We start from the raw sequence: 16,652 nt of genomic DNA on the forward strand, positions 1-16,652 counted from the left end.
CGCCAGAGAAGCTATTCAAGAGTCACCCGCCAAGCCCTCGCCATGCTCGGCAAGCTGATCCGCGTCGGCCGCGCCGAGCGCGGCCTGACCGCGCAGGAACTGGCGGACCGCGCCGGTATCAGCCGCACGACACTTTCCAGCATCGAAAAAGGCGCGCCGGGCCCCGAGATCGGCATCGTCTTCGAAGTCGCCTCCATCGTCGGCGTGCGCCTGTTCGAATATGACGAGCGCACGCTCCAGCTGCACAACGCGCGCCTCGACGAAAAACTGACCCTGCTGCCCAAGAGCGTCCGCCACGCCGTGAAGAAGGTCGATGATGACTTCTAAGACGGATGCAACAGAAGCCTTTGTCTGGATGTGGCTGCCCGGGGCGACGGAACCGGTGGTGGCCGGCCGCCTCGACCAGGATGGCGAGCGCCTGCTCTTTACCTACGGCGCCAGCTATCGCCGCCGTAAGAGCGCGATTCCCATCTACGAGCCGGAGCTCCCCCTCCAGGAAGGCGTCATTGCGCCCGTCAACGGCCTGACCATGGCCAGTTGCATTCGCGATGGCTCGCCCGACGCCTGGGGCCGCCGCGTCATTATCAACAGGCTGACGGGCAAGAAGCCCGACACTGCTGGCGTGCCGGAGATCAGCGAGCTGATCTTCCTGCTCCAGTCGGGCTCCGACCGCATCGGCGCCCTCGATTTCCAGGCATCCGCTACGGAGTATGTACCCCGCCTTGCCGCGCAGGCATCGCTCGATGAACTCCTCGAAGGGGCCGAACTCATCGAAAAGGGCGTCCCTCTTACTCCGGCGCTCGACCAGGCCCTCAATCACGGCACTTCGATCGGCGGCGCGCGCCCCAAGGCGCTGATCGATGACGACACGAAGAAGTTCATCGCCAAATTCTCCGCCGCCAACGACACCTACAGCGTCGTGAAGGCCGAATTCATCGCGATGAAGCTGGCATCTGCTTGCGGACTCAACGCCGCGCCCGTGTCGATGACCCGTACCGCCCATAAGGATGTGCTGCTGATCGAGCGCTTCGATCGCACGCACACAAAAGACGGCTGGACGCGCAAGGCCATGGTCTCGGCCCTGACCATGCTGGGCCTTGATGAAATGATGGCCCGCTATGCCTCATACGAAGACCTGGCCGAACTCATCCGCCACCGCTTCACTGATCCCAAGGACACGCTGAAGGAACTTTATCGGCGGATCTGCTTCAACGTGCTTTGCGGCAATACCGACGACCACGCGCGCAACCATGCCGCCTTCTGGGACGGCACGATGCTCACGCTCACCCCCGCCTATGACATCTGTCCGCAAGTCCGCACGGGCAACGAAGCCACGCAGGCCATGCTGATCAAGGGCGATGGGCGCGCCAGCACGCTCGCCACATTGATTTCCGCTGCGCCGGATTATCACCTAAAGGAAACCGATGCCGCTGCCCTGATCGAACACCAGGTCACGACCATCGCCAAGCGCTGGCAGGAGGTCTGCGACGAAGCAGATTTGAGCCCCGTCGAACGCAAACTGTTCGCCGGGCGCCAGTTTCTCAACAGCTATGCCCTCGAAGGCCTCGATGACCACAAGGCACTGCGGGACGCTTTCCAGGCCGCGCGAAACACATTGATTGTCAGCGGAGGCGCCTGACAATGACAGCGCGAGGTATCTGAAAAAAAACGCGCCTGGCCAGAAGCATTTCTCCGCTCCCTCGGCCATGCCCCATGGGCTGCCGAGCAGACCGCCGCCGGCATCACCTTCCTTGGGCTGCCGCCATCAGGCGCCCTTTTCGTCCTGGGCGGGCCCGGAGCAGAACACCAGCACAACGGGATTCATCACCATAGAAGTGAAGCTAGCCGGCGACCAGATCGCAAAACTGGCGGGCGTTACACGCACGATGCCGCCACCTTCATATGTGGCTGCCGATCCATTGTGTGCCGGTGTCCTTCGTCCAGGCACCCGCCTGGGCCGTGTGCGATGCGCGCTAAACGGGGACCTCGGGTCGCCCAACACGCACTTTCTGACATAACAGCCCGCCCGGGGCTCAGGTCGCGATCCGTTTGCCGGTTGGGGCGTCGAAGAGGTGCATGGCTGTGCTATCGAAATAAAGCCTGAGTGTGTCGCCGTGGGCGATACGTGCCTGCGGCGGCAACGACGCGATGATCCGTTGGCCATGCATGTCGGCCGTCATGATCAACTCCGGACCTGTGAGTTCGGCAATCTCGCAGCGTACGGAGATCGAGAGACCCTCGACATCATTTACCCTGAGGCCCTCGGGGCGGATACCGACGATGACGTGCTGCCCCTCGTTCAACGCGGCGTGCAAGCCCTGGGGGATCGGCAGTAAACTCTCTCCACCTGTCACGGCCAAAGTTCCGTCGCGGACTTCGGCCTTCAGCAAGTTCATCGGCGGAGCGCCGACAAAGGTCGCGACGTACAGTGTCGCTGGTTGGTTGTAGATCTCCTCCGGGGTTCCGAGTTGCTCGATCCGGCCGTCGCTCATGACGGCGATCTGGCTTGCGAGCGTCATAGCTTCGATCTGGTCATGGGTGACGTAGACGACCGTCGTCTTCAGCAACTGGTGCAGTCGTTTGAGTTCGGCGCGCATCTCCATCCGGAGCTTGGCGTCGAGATTCGAAAGCGGCTCGTCGAAAAGGAATATCTTCGGCTGCCGCACCAGCGCCCGGCCAATCGCCACCCGTTGGCGCTGACCGCCGGAAAGCTGGCTTGGCTTGCGGTCCAGCAGGTTTTCGATCTGGAGAAGCTTGGCCGTTTCGCCGACCGCCCTGTCGCGATCGGCTGCCGGAACCCCGCGCATTTCCAGACCAAAGCCGATGTTCCGCCGGACGGTGAGATTCGGATAGAGCGCGTAAGACTGGAACACCATGGCGATGTCGCGGTCCTTGGGATGCACACCGCGCATTGATCGGCCGTTGATGCGGATGTTACCTCCGGACGCTTCAGTAAGGCCCGCGATGATGTTCAGGAGAGTCGATTTCCCGCAGCCGGACGAACCGAGCAGGACCAGGAACTCGCCGCTTTCGAGCGAGATGTCGATCCCCCTCAGTGTTTCGGTCTTGCCATAGGTCTTGCGGATATTCTCGATCTCGAGCGCGCTCATCGCACGATCTCCCTGAAAGGTTCGGGTCCGCCATAACTGCGGGGAAGCGTGGAAATGGCACGCGACGCAACGGTCGTGCCGGCGGCGAGGCACGCTTCGAGCGGCTCCTGCCGCGCCAGCGATGCGAGGAATGCGGCATTGAACACGTCGCCGGCGCCGATCGTGTCGACGACCGTTACAGAGGGTGCGGCCACCGAGACAAGGTCACCCCCGGTGCCGATCGAAATTGCTCCCTCGGGTCCGCGCTTGACGACGACGATGGAGCCATCCGGCATTTGCGAGAGGAGGTTTCGCGCCGCATCAGCCGGGTCCTCGAGCCCGGCAAGCGTCGTGGTCTCGATTTCGTTGAGCAGAGCGATCCGGGAGCGCGAGAGCCATTGGCGCACGGCGTCGCAGTTGTGCGCCGTCCAGCCGTCGAGCGGCCACCCGGTGTCGAGTGCGATCGCGATACCATGCCGATCCGCCCAGTCGAACAGTGCGGGATAATCCCCGGTTAGGTCGTCGGTAAGGAACGCTGCCGTCAGCAGCGCATAGCCACCGGAAAGTGCCTCGCCGTCCAGCACCGCCAGGACGTCGGCAAAGCTCAGCCTCGGTAGATGTCCACGTGTGGTGAAAAAGGTGCGTTCGCCATCCGGATGGGTAATGCCCACCGACAGCGTCGTGCCGACTGGAGTGACCGGCCACCGCCTGCCGCGCTCGCCGAAGGCCTCCGAGAGCCACCGGCCGAACTGGTCGTCGCCGACATTGGCGGCGATTGCATACTCCACGCCGAGCCCCTCCCAGGCGAGTGCGGTATTGCCCGCCTGGCCGCCGACACGAAGCTCGTCGTGATCGACGACGACTTCCGTGCCCGCCTTCGGCCATGGCTCGGCGGGCCCCAGGATGAGGTCAACGTTGACATTGCCGATGACTGCAAGTGGCCGCATTCACTCGCTCCGGGTGATCTTCGTGGAGCGCAGGGGCGTACCGGCATTCTCAACCCGTGCGTCCGCGAAGGCCACCATCAGCCGCTGTGCCGTCGGCAGCATGGCCAGGATTGCAGCTATTCCGGATGCCGGCCGGAAGGCAATCGTGACGGCGCCCTGGATAGGTTTGAGGCCGGAACAATCGAAGATGATCACCGGCGATCCAGTCTCGACTGCGGATTTGGCGATCGCGGTCACAAGCGTGGACGTCTTGTGTCCGTCGCGGAACAGCACGACGCCGACCTGCGGACCGAGCATCTCCATCGGGCCGTGGCGAAGCTGCCCACCTTCGAGCGAGAAACAGGGATAGCGCGAAAGCTCCGTCAGGCCCAGGGCAAGCGCCTCGGCCACCCCCTGCAGCCGTCGCCCGGAGGTGACGATCGTCATGACCTTTGCGAGCGCGGAGAGCGCCTCGCCGATGTCAGGCGCTTCGGGTGTTCGAAGCACCGCGAGTGCCTGCGACACGTCCGATCCTAACGCCTCCAGAATCGCCAAATGCAAGCCCAACGTCACGGTCAGGCTCCGTGTTGCTGCGAACGCGAGCTCGGTCCCGCCTGCGCCGATCAGAGACGACGTAGCCCGAGCGAGGAACGATCCTGCTTCCAGGGTCAGCCCGAATGTGTCCGGTGTGCCACCCGTTTCCTCGAACCAGCGGAGAACTTCCGCGCTTTCGCCGGATTGCGAGGTGACGAAGACGGTCTTGTCGGCCAGCCTCAGCGGCTGGCCGAGTTGCTCGGACAACGGGATCGCGATCGCCTCGACGTCCAGGTCGCGGTAAAGCGGCTCGACGGCGCGGTTGACGGCATGGGAGCCGCCCATGCCAAGCAGGAGCAGTTTGCCGGTCCGCGTCAGCGAGGCGGCGGCCTTGCCGGCCAAGCTCCGGGCGCCTTCGTAGGAGGTCATGGCGTCGGCATGCTGGCGCGCCATTTCGCGATCGATAGCGAGAAGCCCCGCCGGACGATTGTTGTTCAATTCGGTCATCCCTTGACGCCGCCGCTGGTGAGCCCCGAAATCAGGGCTCGTTGGGTCAGGAGGCCAATCAGCACCGGTGGCAGGGCGGCAAGGACGCCGGCGGTGGCAATCAACCCGTAATCGGAAACGCGGCCGCCGGCCAGATCGGCGATTGCAACCGTCAGCGTCTTGGCGCGCTGGTTCGAGGTGAACAAGAGCGCATAGAAAAACTCGTCCCAGGCGAGCAGGAAGGCGAACAGTGCCGACGTCGAGATCACTGGCGCGGCAAGCGGCAGCATGATGATCCGGAGCGTCTGGAAGAGACTTGCACCATCGATCATCGCCGCGGCTTCGATCTCCTTCGGTATGGAATCGAAGCCGGACTTCATCAGCCAGGTCGTGAAAGGTGCCAGGATCGTCAGGTAAACGAGCGCCAATCCGAAGACATTGTTGAGCATGCCGAAATGAGCGAGCGCAAAGTAGAGGGGCACGGCTAGCGCAACCGGCGGCAACATGTAGGTGGCAACGACGAGCGACAGCGACCAGCTTACGGACGGCGTGCGCGACACCGCCCAACCGGCCGGGATGGCGAGCGCGATGGCGGCGACCGTAGCCATGCCGGCGACCTCGATACTGTTGCGCAGCGATGCCAGAAATGCCGCGCCGGCGCTGTTCTCGACCGTCGATAACAGTGTCCGATAACGCGAGAAATCCATCTGTTGCGGCCACCAGCGCAGCGGCTTCGCTGCGAGATCAGCCGCCGGCGATATACTCATGACGAAGAGCCAGAGGATGGGCGCGAGAATGAGCGCCGCAAGCAGCAATGCAGATATGTAGATGAATGCCGTGAAGAGCGGGCTCTTTCGTTCCATCAGGCGTTGCTCCCCGCGGCTTTTCTAACGAGCGCGGCATAGCCGACTGCGAGCACCGTCACCAAAAGCGTGGCGATGAGCGCAAGTGACGCGCCCGAGCCGGCCCGCTGGAATGAAAATGCTTCTTGATAAACGAGAATTGAGAGCGTGCGCGTACTGTTGGCCGGACCGCCGCGCGTCATCACCCATATGATGTCGAACACCTTGAACGCTTCGATCGTCCTTAACACGAGGGCCACGAGCAGTGGTCCGGCGATGTAGGGCATGATGACGTAACGGAAACGGTTGAATGCGCCGGCGCCGTCCACCAGCGATGCGGCTATCACATCGCGGGGCACCGCCTGCAAGGCTGCGAGCGCAATCAATGCCACGAGCGGGAAGTTCTTCCAGCAGTCGGCAACAATGAGGGCGGCGAGTGCCGTGCCCGGTTCGCCCAGCCAGGAACGGTATGCGTCGAGGAGACCGATCTGGGTCAGAGCCGCGTTCAGGGCGCCGTATTCGGGATTGTAGATCAGCCGCCACAATGTCGCGTTGACCACCGTTGGCAGCGCCCATGGCAAGATCATCAGTGCGCGTAGCAGGAACCGACCGCGGAAGTCCTGGTTGAGCAGAAGAGCCGCGAGCACGCCGATGACCAGTTCGGCCGCCACCGATATGATTGCGAAAAGGGCCGTCGTGATCAGGGTGCGCTCAAAATTCGAACTCGAAAGTATTCGTGCGTAGTTGGAAACCCCGACAAAATTGCCCTCCGTTCCGACGAGCCTGGCATCGGTGAACGACAGGCGCGCGGTGTCAAACAGGGGCCAGCCGATCACCGCGATCATAACCACGAGGAGCGGCAGCATCAGGAGCCAGGCGCGAAGCGTCATGGAGGTACCTGACATGTGGCGGTCCTTCCCAGGTTTTCGACATCGAGTTGAGCGGCCGGGCGGCACGGGCCGCCCGGCAATTGTGAATTCTTCAGAGACCGCTGTTTTCGGCGGCGGACTTCAGCGCGTCCTCCGGTGTCGACTGACCGAGCAGTGCTTCCTGGATTGCCTGCTGCAGGGCGGTCGACAGCTCCTGGTATTTGGGTGTGGTAGGCCGGGCGTACATGGCGGCCAAGCCCTTCTCCGCCGCAGCGACGAGTTCCTCCTGACCGGCGGTCACGGTCGAGTCCTCGTAAGATGAGGACCAGATCGGCAGACTGAGCTTGGCATAGGCGTTCTGCGTCGCCTGTGATGTCATGAAGGTGATGTATTTCCAGGCTTCTTCGGGATGTTTGCTCGCCGTCGTGATGCCGAGGCCCATCGAACCGTTGACCGCGGAAACTTCGCTCTTGCCCTCGACACCGGGCGCGGGAACGACGCCGACCTTGCCTGCGACCTTGCTATCCTTGGGATCGTTGGCCATGTTGTACATGTAGGTCCAGTTCAGTGCGAAGGCCGCATCACCGTTCTCGAACACCTTGCGGACGTCCTCTTCGAGGAATTCCTTGGAGTTCGGATTGGTCAGACCCGACTTATAGCTGTCGACCATGTACTTGAGAGCATCGAGACCGCCGTCTGTCTGAAAGACCGGCTTGCCATCCTTTAGAAAGTCCCCGCCATAGGCGCTGACCAGCGTCGTGTAGTCGCAGATTGCGGCTTCGGCCTGCGACCAGCTCCAGGCAATCGGCGTCTTCAGCAGGTTCTTCTGCTGGATGATCTTGGCTTGCTCCGTGAGTTCGGCCCAGGTCTTCGGGGGAGCAGTGATCCCGGCCTTTTCGAGGATTTCCTTGTTGTAGAACAGGTATTTTGTGTCGAGGATCCACGGCATGCCATAGTATTTTCCCTCATACTGGACCGTGGTCCACGCGCCGGGGAGAACACCCGTCTTCATGTCGTCGGTAATCTTGTCGGAAACGTCGACCAGTACATTGTTTGCAGCGTATTCTGCCGGCCAGATCACGTCGAAGAGCACGACATCGTAACCGCCCCCCGAACCCTGCGCGAGTACCGTCTTGTCGTGCAGGCCCTCATACGGCACGAATTCGAGATTGACCGTCACATCGGGATTGGCCTTGGTGAAGGCTTCCGTCATGGCGCGGACATCGGCCTCACTATAGGCCGCCTGTGCCATGAACAGTGCGTTGATCTTGGTCTCGGCCATGGCATGCGGTGCGACGGCCGCGCTTGCAAGCGCGGCGGCGACCAGTGTCGTTTTCCGGAATTTCAACATTGCTGCCTCCAGTTTTTTCGATTGCGCAGATCCGCAGGCGTCGTTCGGTTGCCTGAAGAATGAACCGGACACGAGGGCTATCCCCGTACCGCATGATTTCTGGGTGTCCGCACTGCGGGCGCCTTGTTCCCGGAACTCTTCGGTCCCTAATAAGTCAAATGTCTTGACTTATTACTTCTCCAATACTCTAGTAGAGTCAAGAGGTAACCCTGCATGAATGAACGCCGGCCGATCCGCGCCACGAGCGGCACTAATCACGAGGGCACCAGCACGCATAACCGCCGGGTGATGATCGATGCCCTGCGCATTAACGGCGCGCTGTCGCGGGCGGACCTCGCGCGGGCGACGAGGCTCACCAAGCAGGCAGTTTCGAACATCATCGATGAGTTGGAACAGGACGGGTTGGTGACCGCCGGGCAAACGATCCGCAGGGGCAGGGGGCAACCCTCAACGCCCTACCGTCTGGTACCGGAAGGCGCCTTTGCCATCGGCCTGCAGATCGACCGGCATGTGACGCGGGCGCTTGCTGTGGATCTGATGGGAAACATACTGGCGCGCGCGCAAGCCACCCTGCCGCCCGGTGGACCGGCTGCCGGTGCAAAGGTGGTCTTGGCACTGATCGCCGAAATTCGGGGTGCGTTGACCAAGGTCGCACGCCAGTCCGAGAGGCGGCTGGTCGGCCTTGGCATCGCGATGCCCGGCCCCTTCGGGGTCGGCGGTTCCGGTGACGACCCGTGGATGATGGAGGCGTGGCAGAGATTCCCGCTGCTGGAGACGCTGATGTCGGGAACCGGTCTGGATGTCAGCCTGCAGAACGATGCGACGGCATGCGCCACGGCTGAGCGGATGGTGGGCGCCGCCCACGGCCTCGACCATGTCGTTTGCCTGTATCTCGGTTACGGCATCGGCGCCGGCCTCATCCTAGGAGGTGAACTTTACAACGGCGCAGGAGGTAATGCCGGCGAGATCGGCATGGCCCTGCTGCATTCGGGCGGTGCTACACGCACCCCGCTTGAGCATCATGCCTCGCTGGCCTCGCTCTACCAGTATCTGAAAATCGACCCGGGTGCCTTAGATTCTCAAGAGAAGATGGCGCAGTTGGCTTCGTCAGACGATCCGAGGATCGGAAGATGGGTAGAAGCCGCAGCCGCGGATCTGCGCTGGAGCGTGCATCTGATCGAAACGATCTTCGACCCGCAGACGGTAATCCTCTGCGGTGGGACGCCGCCGACCCTGGCCGGTCGGCTGATCGAGGCGATGCAACCCCTCCTGCCGTCGATTGCCGACCGGGGCGAACGGACGCTACCGCGTCTGCAACTTGGAATGACAGATCCCTGGGCGGTGGCGCTGGGTGCGGCCGCAGAGCCGATAAGCCGGGCCTTCGACCCGCGCTTCTCCGCAATTCTTAAAGGCTGATTTCGGTTTCGCCGGGTCTCCGCGACCGCGATTATCGCTGAGCATCGTCCACCGACAGAAACCAGGGGGAGCTCGCCCGGCAGGACGGTCCTCGTTTGGCGCCACGCCCGACTAAGTCGAAAAGGCAGGGTGGGGTGTCAAGCAGTGCAGGGGACGGCACTCGGTTGCGGGTCTCCGGCAGATCGGCGGGACAGTACTGGCTTCCAGGGAGGCGCAAATGACCCTGCGCCCTGTCTTGCCCTTGATCGTCACCGCATTCTCGGATCGAGCTGCAGCGGTTGCTCGGTCGGGTCGCTTGAACAGGAATTGGACCTATTGGCTGACTCATCGACGGTCAAGCCCTCAAAAGCGTGATTGAGCGCGCGCATGTTCCCCGCAATCTGAACCACCACAACATCCGAGGCGATTCCGGGGAGCGGGCCGTGCGAGGGTTCTGAATCGTGGTCATTACGGCAGTCCACTATTCCTCAAACTTATCGTCGCATCGCGAAATGACATTGGCGCGAGAACGACTGGCGATCTACGCTAATTCCGAGGAGAAATCGTGAGAAAATAATGGTAACGCAAATTCGATCATATTGGCGAAACTTCATAGATGGTGAATGGGTCGACAGCAGCGACGGGAGAACTATCCCGGTCACCGATCCGGCAACGGGCAGAAATATTGCACACGTCGCCTGTGGGGCCGCCGCCGAGATCGATATGGCCGTAACGGCGGCCCGGCGCTGCTTTGAAAGTCGGCGGCTCCAACTTATGTCGCCCGCCTCACGTGGGGAGCTCATGTTCGCAATAGCCGAGCAGCTCGACCTCCTGGCGGACGAGATCGCCGAGGTGGAAATCCAGGATAACGGCAAGACGCGGGCCGGCGGTTACAATGAAGTCAAGCTAACTCAGCGCTACCTCCGATATTATGGTGGTATGGCCGACAAGCTCGAGGGTCGCCAAATTCCTCTCGGCGACGGGATCGTCGACTATACGGTCCATATGCCTTATGGCGTGTCTGCCCAGATCGTGCCCTGGAATGGTCCTTTGCCCGTAGGCGCGCGCTCCATTGCCTGTGCTTTGATTACCGGAAACACGGTGGTCCTGAAGTCGCCCGAGGATTCTCCGCTCAGCCTCTTCTTGCTTGCCGAAGCCTGCGAACGTGCTTCTGTTCCGAAGGGCGCTGTCAATATCGTCTGCGGCTATGGTCAAGAAGCCGGTGCTACTCTTGTGGGTCACAAGGACATCGATCATATTGTGTTCACCGGCTCCGTGGAGACGGGCAAGAGCGTTTTGCGCGCTGCAGCGGAACGGGTCATCCCCTGTGTGATGGAGCTCGGAGGCAAATCCGCAGCCATCGTTTATGCAGATGCCGATCTCGACGATGCGGCGCGTAATATCACGCGCGGCATCCTGCACCACTCTGGCCAAATCTGTTCGGCTGCTTCTCGTTTGGTGGTAAACCGGTCGATCGTCGGCACGCTGGTCGAGAAGATCAGGGCGGAGGCTGCGCGCCGGAGCGTTGGCCCGGGCGCTGACGGCTGTGACATGGGACCGGTTATTTCCGAGCGGCAGTTGTCGCGCATTGAGGCCTTGTGCGATGCCGGCGTCGCCGAGGGCGCCACCCTCGAGATGGGCGGAAAACGGTTAGACAGGGAGGGCTATTTTCTACCGCCGACGATTTTCACCAATGTCAGTCCGGACATGCGGATCGCACAGGAAGAGTTCTTTGGGCCCGTCCTTGTTGTCCTTCCTTTCGACACTCCGGAGGAGGCGGTCGCCATCGCCAATGGTACTGACTATGGCCTTGCCGCCGGCGTCTTCAGCCGCGACCTTAAGCTCACGCTATGGACAGTCGACCGTCTGGTGGCTGGTCAGGTATACGTCAATGATTGGTGGGTCGGTGGGGTGGAGACGCCTTTCGGTGGCGCTCGCCGGTCCGGCTATGGGAGGGAAAAGGGCCAGGAAGCTCTTCTCGGTTATGTGCAGACAAAGAATGTCGGTATCAGGCTGTAGCCACAGCGTCTGCTTGGTCAGGGGGTTGTTTGCCACGCGCGAGTGCGGGGCCATGGCCCGAAGCCGGAACTCTTGCTGGACAGCCGTCCAGTTCTGACGATAGTGGCTCTAACGAACGGCCACGACAACGGAGTACGACATGGAAAGCCGCTGGCTGGAGGACTTTCTCAGTCTTGTGGACACAAGAAACTTCTCCCGATCGGCTGAGGCCCGTTATACAACTCAGCCCGCATTCAGCCGCCGGATCAAGAGCCTGGAGGACTGGGTTGGCGCCAAGCTATTCGACCGCACGACCCAGCCGATCAGCCTTACACCTTCGGGTGAGCGCTTCCGGCCTGTGGCCGAAGAAGTGCTGAGAAGGCTCCTCCAAGGGCGGGAAGACGCACGCAGAGTCAGCGAAACGTCCGCCAATCTCATCCGATTTGCCGCGACTCACAGTCTTTCGCTGACGTTCTTCCCCGCATGGATCCGTTCGATCGAATCCGGCACACACGCATTCAACATCCGGCTGGATTCATATCAGTTCACCGACTGTATCCAGTCGTTGATCAAGGGTGAATGCCATTTTGCCATCAGTCATGCGCATCCGCAGGTAGAGATGAACCTTCCGCCGATGCATTTCACCTCGAAACTCGTCGGTACCGACCGGCTATTGCCGGTCACGCTGCCGGATTCGTCGGGCGCGCCACTTGACCGCCTTCCCGGCACCCCCGAAGAGCCGGTCCACTATTTGGCCTATACTGAAGCCTCGGCGATCGGCCGGGCCGTCGATCACATGATCAATCATGTGGAGGAGCCGGTGTATCTTAGCAGGGTCTTCGTCAGCCAGCTCGCAGCGGTGCTGAAGACGCTGAGCAGGGAGGGCAAGGGCATGGCCTGGCTGCCAGAGAGCAGCATTTCCGAGGAACTCGCATCCGGAAGCCTCGTGCTGGCCGGAGATGAGAAATGGTTCATTCCTGTGGAGATCAGGATCTACCGCTCTCGCGACCCGCTCCCGGCCATGGCCGAACAGCTATGGTCCATGCTGGACGGCGAAGTCGAGCCGCTGCAGGTTTTGCAGTCCGAGGAGGATGCCTGATACCGGCCATGCATTGAATGAGGCGAAGCTTGCATTGGAGGGGTCCGATCCAGCGGTCTATCCTTCGGGAAGATGCAAGAAAGAGATCGTCCCATGTTCCAGAAAAAAAGAATCGCCATCCTGGGGCTCATGCTTGAGAGCAACAGCTTCGCGCCGGTAACCGGCCGCGATGATTTTCTTAGCCGGCTTTACCTAGCAGGCATCGAAATGGCCGAGGAACTTCGCGAGGACGAATCGAGGATCCCTGCTGAAATACACAGCTTCTGCGCCACGATGGACGTGTCGACTGAATGGGAGGCGGTCCCAATTCTCATCGGGTTGGTCGAAGCCGGCGGCCCGATAGATCACGAATTTTTCGTACAGACACTGGCGGATATGAAGAACCGGTTGGAAGCGGCAATGCCGCTCGATGGCGTGTATATCTGCAACCACGGCGCCATGATCACCACCGAGAACCGTGATCCCGATGCCGAGATCTTCGAGATGGTGCGTTCCGTCGTCGGTAAGGATACGCCCGTTGTCGCGACCCTCGACCTTCACGGAAACGTCTCGGACCGTATGGTTGCCGCGGTCGACCTCGTGATTGCCTACCAAACGAATCCCCACGTCGATATGGTAGCGCGGGGCCGCGAGGCCGCCGCGGCGTTGATCGAAATGCTTGATGGATTGCGTCCGGTCGCGAGCATCATCCGTCTGCCTGTCTGTCCACCGACGGTGACCCTTCTTACGGAGAAGGGTCCTTATGCGGATCTGATGAAATATGGGCAAGCCAAGTCGGGTGGTGAGATCATGAATGTCTCAATTCTCGGCGGTTTTGCCTATGCCGATACGCCAAAAAACGGCTTGTGCATCATCGTGACTGCCCGGAGCGATCGCGCCCGTGCCGAAGCGGTCGCCCGTGATATCGCCGAAACGGCCTGGAAGGACTACCGTCGCTACGATCCGCATCTGACCTCGCTCGATGATGCCGTTGCGAAAGCGGTTGCTGTGGGGGAAAATCCGGATCTTCCGGCCGTTATTCTTGCCGATGTCGCGGACAATCCCGGCGGTGGGGCAAACGGTAACACGACATGGATCCTCGAGGCGCTTGTGAGTGCCCGCGCCAAGGGTAGCGTCCTCGGCATCTTCAACGATCCCCTGCTGGCCCAGGAAGCAATGCAACTCGGTGTGGGCGAAACATTCCGGGCTGTTTTCAACCGGGTCGAGCCGGATCGCTTCTCGCGCAGGTTCGAGGCAAACGCCACGATAGTGCGTATTCGGGACGGTGACTGCGTAGGCCGCCGTGGCTTCTACGCCAACCGCAGGCTCAATTTGGGCACGACGGTTCTCCTTGATGTGGAAGGCGTTCAGGTCGTTGTCGTTTCCATCCGCACACAATGTGCCGATCCAGTCTTTCTGGAGATGATGGGAATCGACATCGCCAAGGCACGATCAGTCGTCGTCAAATCCCGCGGCCATTTTCGCGCCGGTTTCGACGAGTTCTTCGGTCCGGATCAAGTCGTGGAGGTGGACGCGCCTGGTCTTTCGTCGCCGATACTCTCGCGTTTCGAGTTCAAGTTCCTGCCCCGCCCCATCTTTCCTGTCGATCGCGACGTCACCTGGCCGCGCGGCTGAAGCCGAACTCACCTATATTCTGGAAGGGAAACATGGGATTGAAGGATCTCAACACTCCGAGCCTTATTCTGGACCGAGGGATATTGGAGACCAATACGCGACGTATGACCTCGAGACTCGAGGATCACGGCGTGCGTTTCCGCCCCCACCTGAAAACCGCGAAATCCATCGACGTCGCCCGCATCGCGATTGCCGGGAACTTCGGTGGCGTGATGGTATCGACGCTCAAAGAGGCGGAATACCTTGCTGACAACGGCATAACGGATATCACCTATGGTGTCACCGTTCTTCCCGACAAGCTGCCCCGGATCGCCGCTCTCGTCAAACGTGGGATCAAGATCGGTGTGATACTCGACCAGGTGGACTTTGCCCGGGAAATCAGCCGGCAAGCCGTCGATCTCGGTATCGTGCTGGATGTCCTCATCGAACTGGATTCAGGAGAGAAGCGCGCCGGCGTCTTCGCCGAGTCGCCCGAATTGCTCGAAATTGGACGTGCGCTCGTAGAACTCCCAGGGACCCGTCTCGAAGGCGTGCTCACGCATGCCGGACATTCGTACCAGTGCCGTACCATCGAGGACATCCGCAAGGTTGCGGAAGAAGAGCGGATGGTGGCGGTAACCGCGGCGACACGCCTACGCGCGATTGGCCTTCCGGTTCCCGTTGTCAGCGTCGGCTCCACGCCGACTGCCACCCATGGTGTCAGCTTCGAGGGGCTGACCGAAGTTCGCTGTGGCGTCTACATGTTCGGCGATGTCATGCAGTCGGAAATCCATTCCTGCGAGCCGCGCGACATCGCCTTATCGGTGCTTGCGACGGTCATCGGCCACCGGCCCCAGTTCAATACTGCCCTGATCGACGCGGGAGCCCTCGCTCTGTCGAAGGACCGCAGCACCGCAGCCCCCGGTCTCGCGGAGGATATCGGCTTCGGCATGGTTATGGACATGTCTTGCCGGCAGCGCATCTCCGGAGTCACGGTGGGTCATGTCTATCAGGAACACGGACTTTTGGTCAGCCAGGGACCTTTCCCCTACCATCTGTTGCCGGTCGGTTCGAAGGTAAGGGTGCTGCCCAACCATGCCTGCATGACTGCGGCGATGTATGATCGCTACCACGTCATTGTGGGCGACGACGACCAGCACATTGCCTCATGGCCACGCATCAACGGCTGGTAGGGTGCTGCTGTTCGCAGTTCTGGTGAGTGGAGATCAGCGCATCGTTCCCGAACGGAGCCGTGCGCCACGCTTGCTTTACCTTCAACGATAGAGAGCGTGTCGGCCGCGATGGTCACGCTCTCTCTCTTAGCGGCTCATCGCAAGACCGATGTCCAGGAGCACCTAATCCGTTCAGATTCGTACGCCGGTCGACGCATCAAACAGGTGAACGGATTCCTGCGGGCAATGCACCCTGATCACCTGTCCGGGCGTGAAGGCCTGCCGCGCGTTCGTCAGCGCGCATATCCGCTTGCCGGCGACGTTGGCAAAGATCTGAACGTTTGGACCGGTCGGCTCGACAACTTCGATAACCGCGTCGAACCCCTCAGGCCCGGAAGACAGATCCAGATGTTCCGGTCTTGCGCCGTAGATGACCTTCCGGCCCGGGCTCACGCCGGCTTGCCGCGAAATCGCCATCCTTGTTCCGTCTGAGGCCACCACGGAAGGTCCGTTGTCATCGGCGGCCACAACGCCCTCGATGAAGTTCATGGAAGGAGACCCGATGAAATCCGCAACAAAGAGGTTGGTCGGGTAGTCGTAGAGCTCCATCGGCGTGCCGACCTGTTCCACGCGGCCCTTGTTCATCACCACGATACGATCCGCCATGGTCATGGCCTCGATCTGGTCATGGGTCACATAGACGGACGTGGTCTTGAGCCTTTGGTGGAGAGCCTTGATCTCGGTGCGCATGACGACGCGTAGCTTTGCGTCGAGGTTGGACAGAGGTTCGTCGAACAGGAAGACCTGGGCATCCCGGACCAGCGCCCGGCCCATGGCGACACGCTGACGCTGGCCGCCCGACAACTGCCGGGGAGAACGCTCCAGATAGGGCCCGAGATTGAGGATCTCGGCTGCCTCGTGGATCTTGGTCGATATCTCTTCCTTCGGCTTCTTCCTCAGCTTGAGACTGAAGCCGATGTTGTCGAAAACCGTCATGTGAGGATAGAGAGCATAGTTCTGAAAGACCATGGCGATGTCGCGGTCGCGCGGCGGAACGTCGTTGATGACGCGCGATCCTATCAAGATTTCACCACCCGAGATCGGCTCCAGGCCGGCGATCATGCGCAGGAGTGTCGACTTGCCGCAACCCGATGGACCGACAAGAACGACGAATTCCTGGTCCTTAATTTCGATATCGACGCCGTGAATGATTTGCAGAGCGCCGAACCGCTTCTCGATGCCTTTGATTGTAACCGATGCCATGAATGCGAAGTCCTTTTGTGTTCCGGATCGTTCCG

At 61.1% G+C, this 16,652-nt stretch carries 14 protein-coding genes; 7 read left to right on the top strand and 7 right to left on the bottom strand.

Translation table 11 applies throughout. The features are described from left to right. The first annotated feature begins 42 nt into the window (after positions 1 to 42). Together H4I97_RS20820 and H4I97_RS20825 are read left to right on the top strand one after the other, a co-directional pair. Positions 43 to 327, top strand: coding sequence for a helix-turn-helix transcriptional regulator (locus H4I97_RS20820; protein ID WP_182308909.1), 285 nt, complete (start codon positions 43 to 45; stop codon positions 325 to 327). After that, positions 317 to 1,639, top strand: a complete 1,323-nt coding sequence (locus H4I97_RS20825) for a type II toxin-antitoxin system HipA family toxin (RefSeq protein WP_182309014.1) — start codon at positions 317 to 319, stop codon at positions 1,637 to 1,639. The genes H4I97_RS20820 and H4I97_RS20825 overlap by 11 nt, the downstream gene beginning before the upstream one ends. Positions 1,640 to 2,033: 394 nt before the next feature. Here the strand turns inward: H4I97_RS20825 and H4I97_RS20830 are convergent, their stop codons facing one another. The 6 genes from H4I97_RS20830 to H4I97_RS20855 form a co-directional block, all read right to left on the bottom strand. Next, complete coding sequence (locus tag H4I97_RS20830) at positions 2,034 to 3,110, bottom strand: ABC transporter ATP-binding protein (protein ID WP_182308910.1); 1,077 nt, start codon at positions 3,108 to 3,110, stop codon at positions 2,034 to 2,036. Beyond that, the gene (locus H4I97_RS20835; protein WP_182308911.1) at positions 3,107 to 4,036 is read right to left on the bottom strand and encodes a PfkB family carbohydrate kinase; all 930 of its coding nucleotides are present in this window, start codon (positions 4,034 to 4,036) and stop codon (positions 3,107 to 3,109) included. Before H4I97_RS20835 ends, H4I97_RS20830 begins: the two co-directional genes overlap by 4 nt. Beyond that, positions 4,037 to 5,056, bottom strand: a complete 1,020-nt coding sequence (locus H4I97_RS20840; RefSeq protein WP_182308912.1) for an SIS domain-containing protein — start codon at positions 5,054 to 5,056, stop codon at positions 4,037 to 4,039. It abuts the gene before it with no gap. After that, positions 5,053 to 5,898 (bottom strand): carbohydrate ABC transporter permease, encoded by an 846-nt coding sequence (locus H4I97_RS20845; RefSeq protein WP_182308913.1) that lies wholly within the window; start codon positions 5,896 to 5,898, stop codon positions 5,053 to 5,055. Before H4I97_RS20845 ends, H4I97_RS20840 begins: the two co-directional genes overlap by 4 nt. Continuing rightward, complete coding sequence (locus H4I97_RS20850) at positions 5,898 to 6,782, bottom strand: carbohydrate ABC transporter permease (protein ID WP_182308914.1); 885 nt, start codon at positions 6,780 to 6,782, stop codon at positions 5,898 to 5,900. The genes H4I97_RS20845 and H4I97_RS20850 overlap by 1 nt, the downstream gene beginning before the upstream one ends. 76 nt (positions 6,783 to 6,858) lie before the next feature. Next, positions 6,859 to 8,097: an extracellular solute-binding protein gene (locus tag H4I97_RS20855; RefSeq protein WP_182308915.1), complete on the bottom strand. Its 1,239-nt coding sequence runs from the start codon at positions 8,095 to 8,097 to the stop codon at positions 6,859 to 6,861. Between the two features lie 213 nt (positions 8,098 to 8,310). On the opposite strand from H4I97_RS20855, the gene H4I97_RS20860 reads away from it, so the two are divergent. The 5 genes from H4I97_RS20860 to H4I97_RS20880 all read left to right on the top strand — a co-directional run bounded on the left by H4I97_RS20860 (position 8,311) and on the right by H4I97_RS20880 (position 15,375). Continuing rightward, a complete protein-coding gene (locus H4I97_RS20860; RefSeq protein WP_182308916.1) occupies positions 8,311 to 9,513 on the top strand; it encodes an ROK family transcriptional regulator in 1,203 nt (400 codons plus the stop codon). A 555-nt stretch (positions 9,514 to 10,068) separates the two neighbouring features. Then, the gene (locus H4I97_RS20865; RefSeq protein ID WP_182308917.1) at positions 10,069 to 11,511 is read left to right on the top strand and encodes an aldehyde dehydrogenase family protein; all 1,443 of its coding nucleotides are present in this window, start codon (positions 10,069 to 10,071) and stop codon (positions 11,509 to 11,511) included. A 139-nt stretch (positions 11,512 to 11,650) separates the two neighbouring features. Further along, positions 11,651 to 12,589 (top strand): LysR family transcriptional regulator, encoded by a 939-nt coding sequence (locus H4I97_RS20870; protein ID WP_182308918.1) that lies wholly within the window; start codon positions 11,651 to 11,653, stop codon positions 12,587 to 12,589. 93 nt (positions 12,590 to 12,682) lie between these two features. Further along, positions 12,683 to 14,203: a M81 family metallopeptidase gene (locus tag H4I97_RS20875; protein ID WP_182308919.1), complete on the top strand. Its 1,521-nt coding sequence runs from the start codon at positions 12,683 to 12,685 to the stop codon at positions 14,201 to 14,203. A 104-nt stretch (positions 14,204 to 14,307) separates the two neighbouring features. Continuing rightward, positions 14,308 to 15,375 (top strand): alanine racemase, encoded by a 1,068-nt coding sequence (locus tag H4I97_RS20880; protein ID WP_244658891.1) that lies wholly within the window; start codon positions 14,308 to 14,310, stop codon positions 15,373 to 15,375. Positions 15,376 to 15,546: 171 nt separating this feature from the next. Here the strand turns inward: H4I97_RS20880 and H4I97_RS20885 are convergent, their stop codons facing one another. Next, on the bottom strand, positions 15,547 to 16,617 hold the full coding sequence (locus H4I97_RS20885) for an ABC transporter ATP-binding protein (protein WP_182308921.1): 1,071 nt from the start codon (positions 16,615 to 16,617) through the stop codon (positions 15,547 to 15,549). Between the last annotated feature and the right edge of the window lie 35 nt (positions 16,618 to 16,652).

Origin of the sequence: Ciceribacter thiooxidans (assembly GCF_014126615.1) — a bacterium.
In the GTDB taxonomy this organism is placed as follows: domain Bacteria; phylum Pseudomonadota; class Alphaproteobacteria; order Rhizobiales; family Rhizobiaceae; genus Allorhizobium; species Allorhizobium thiooxidans.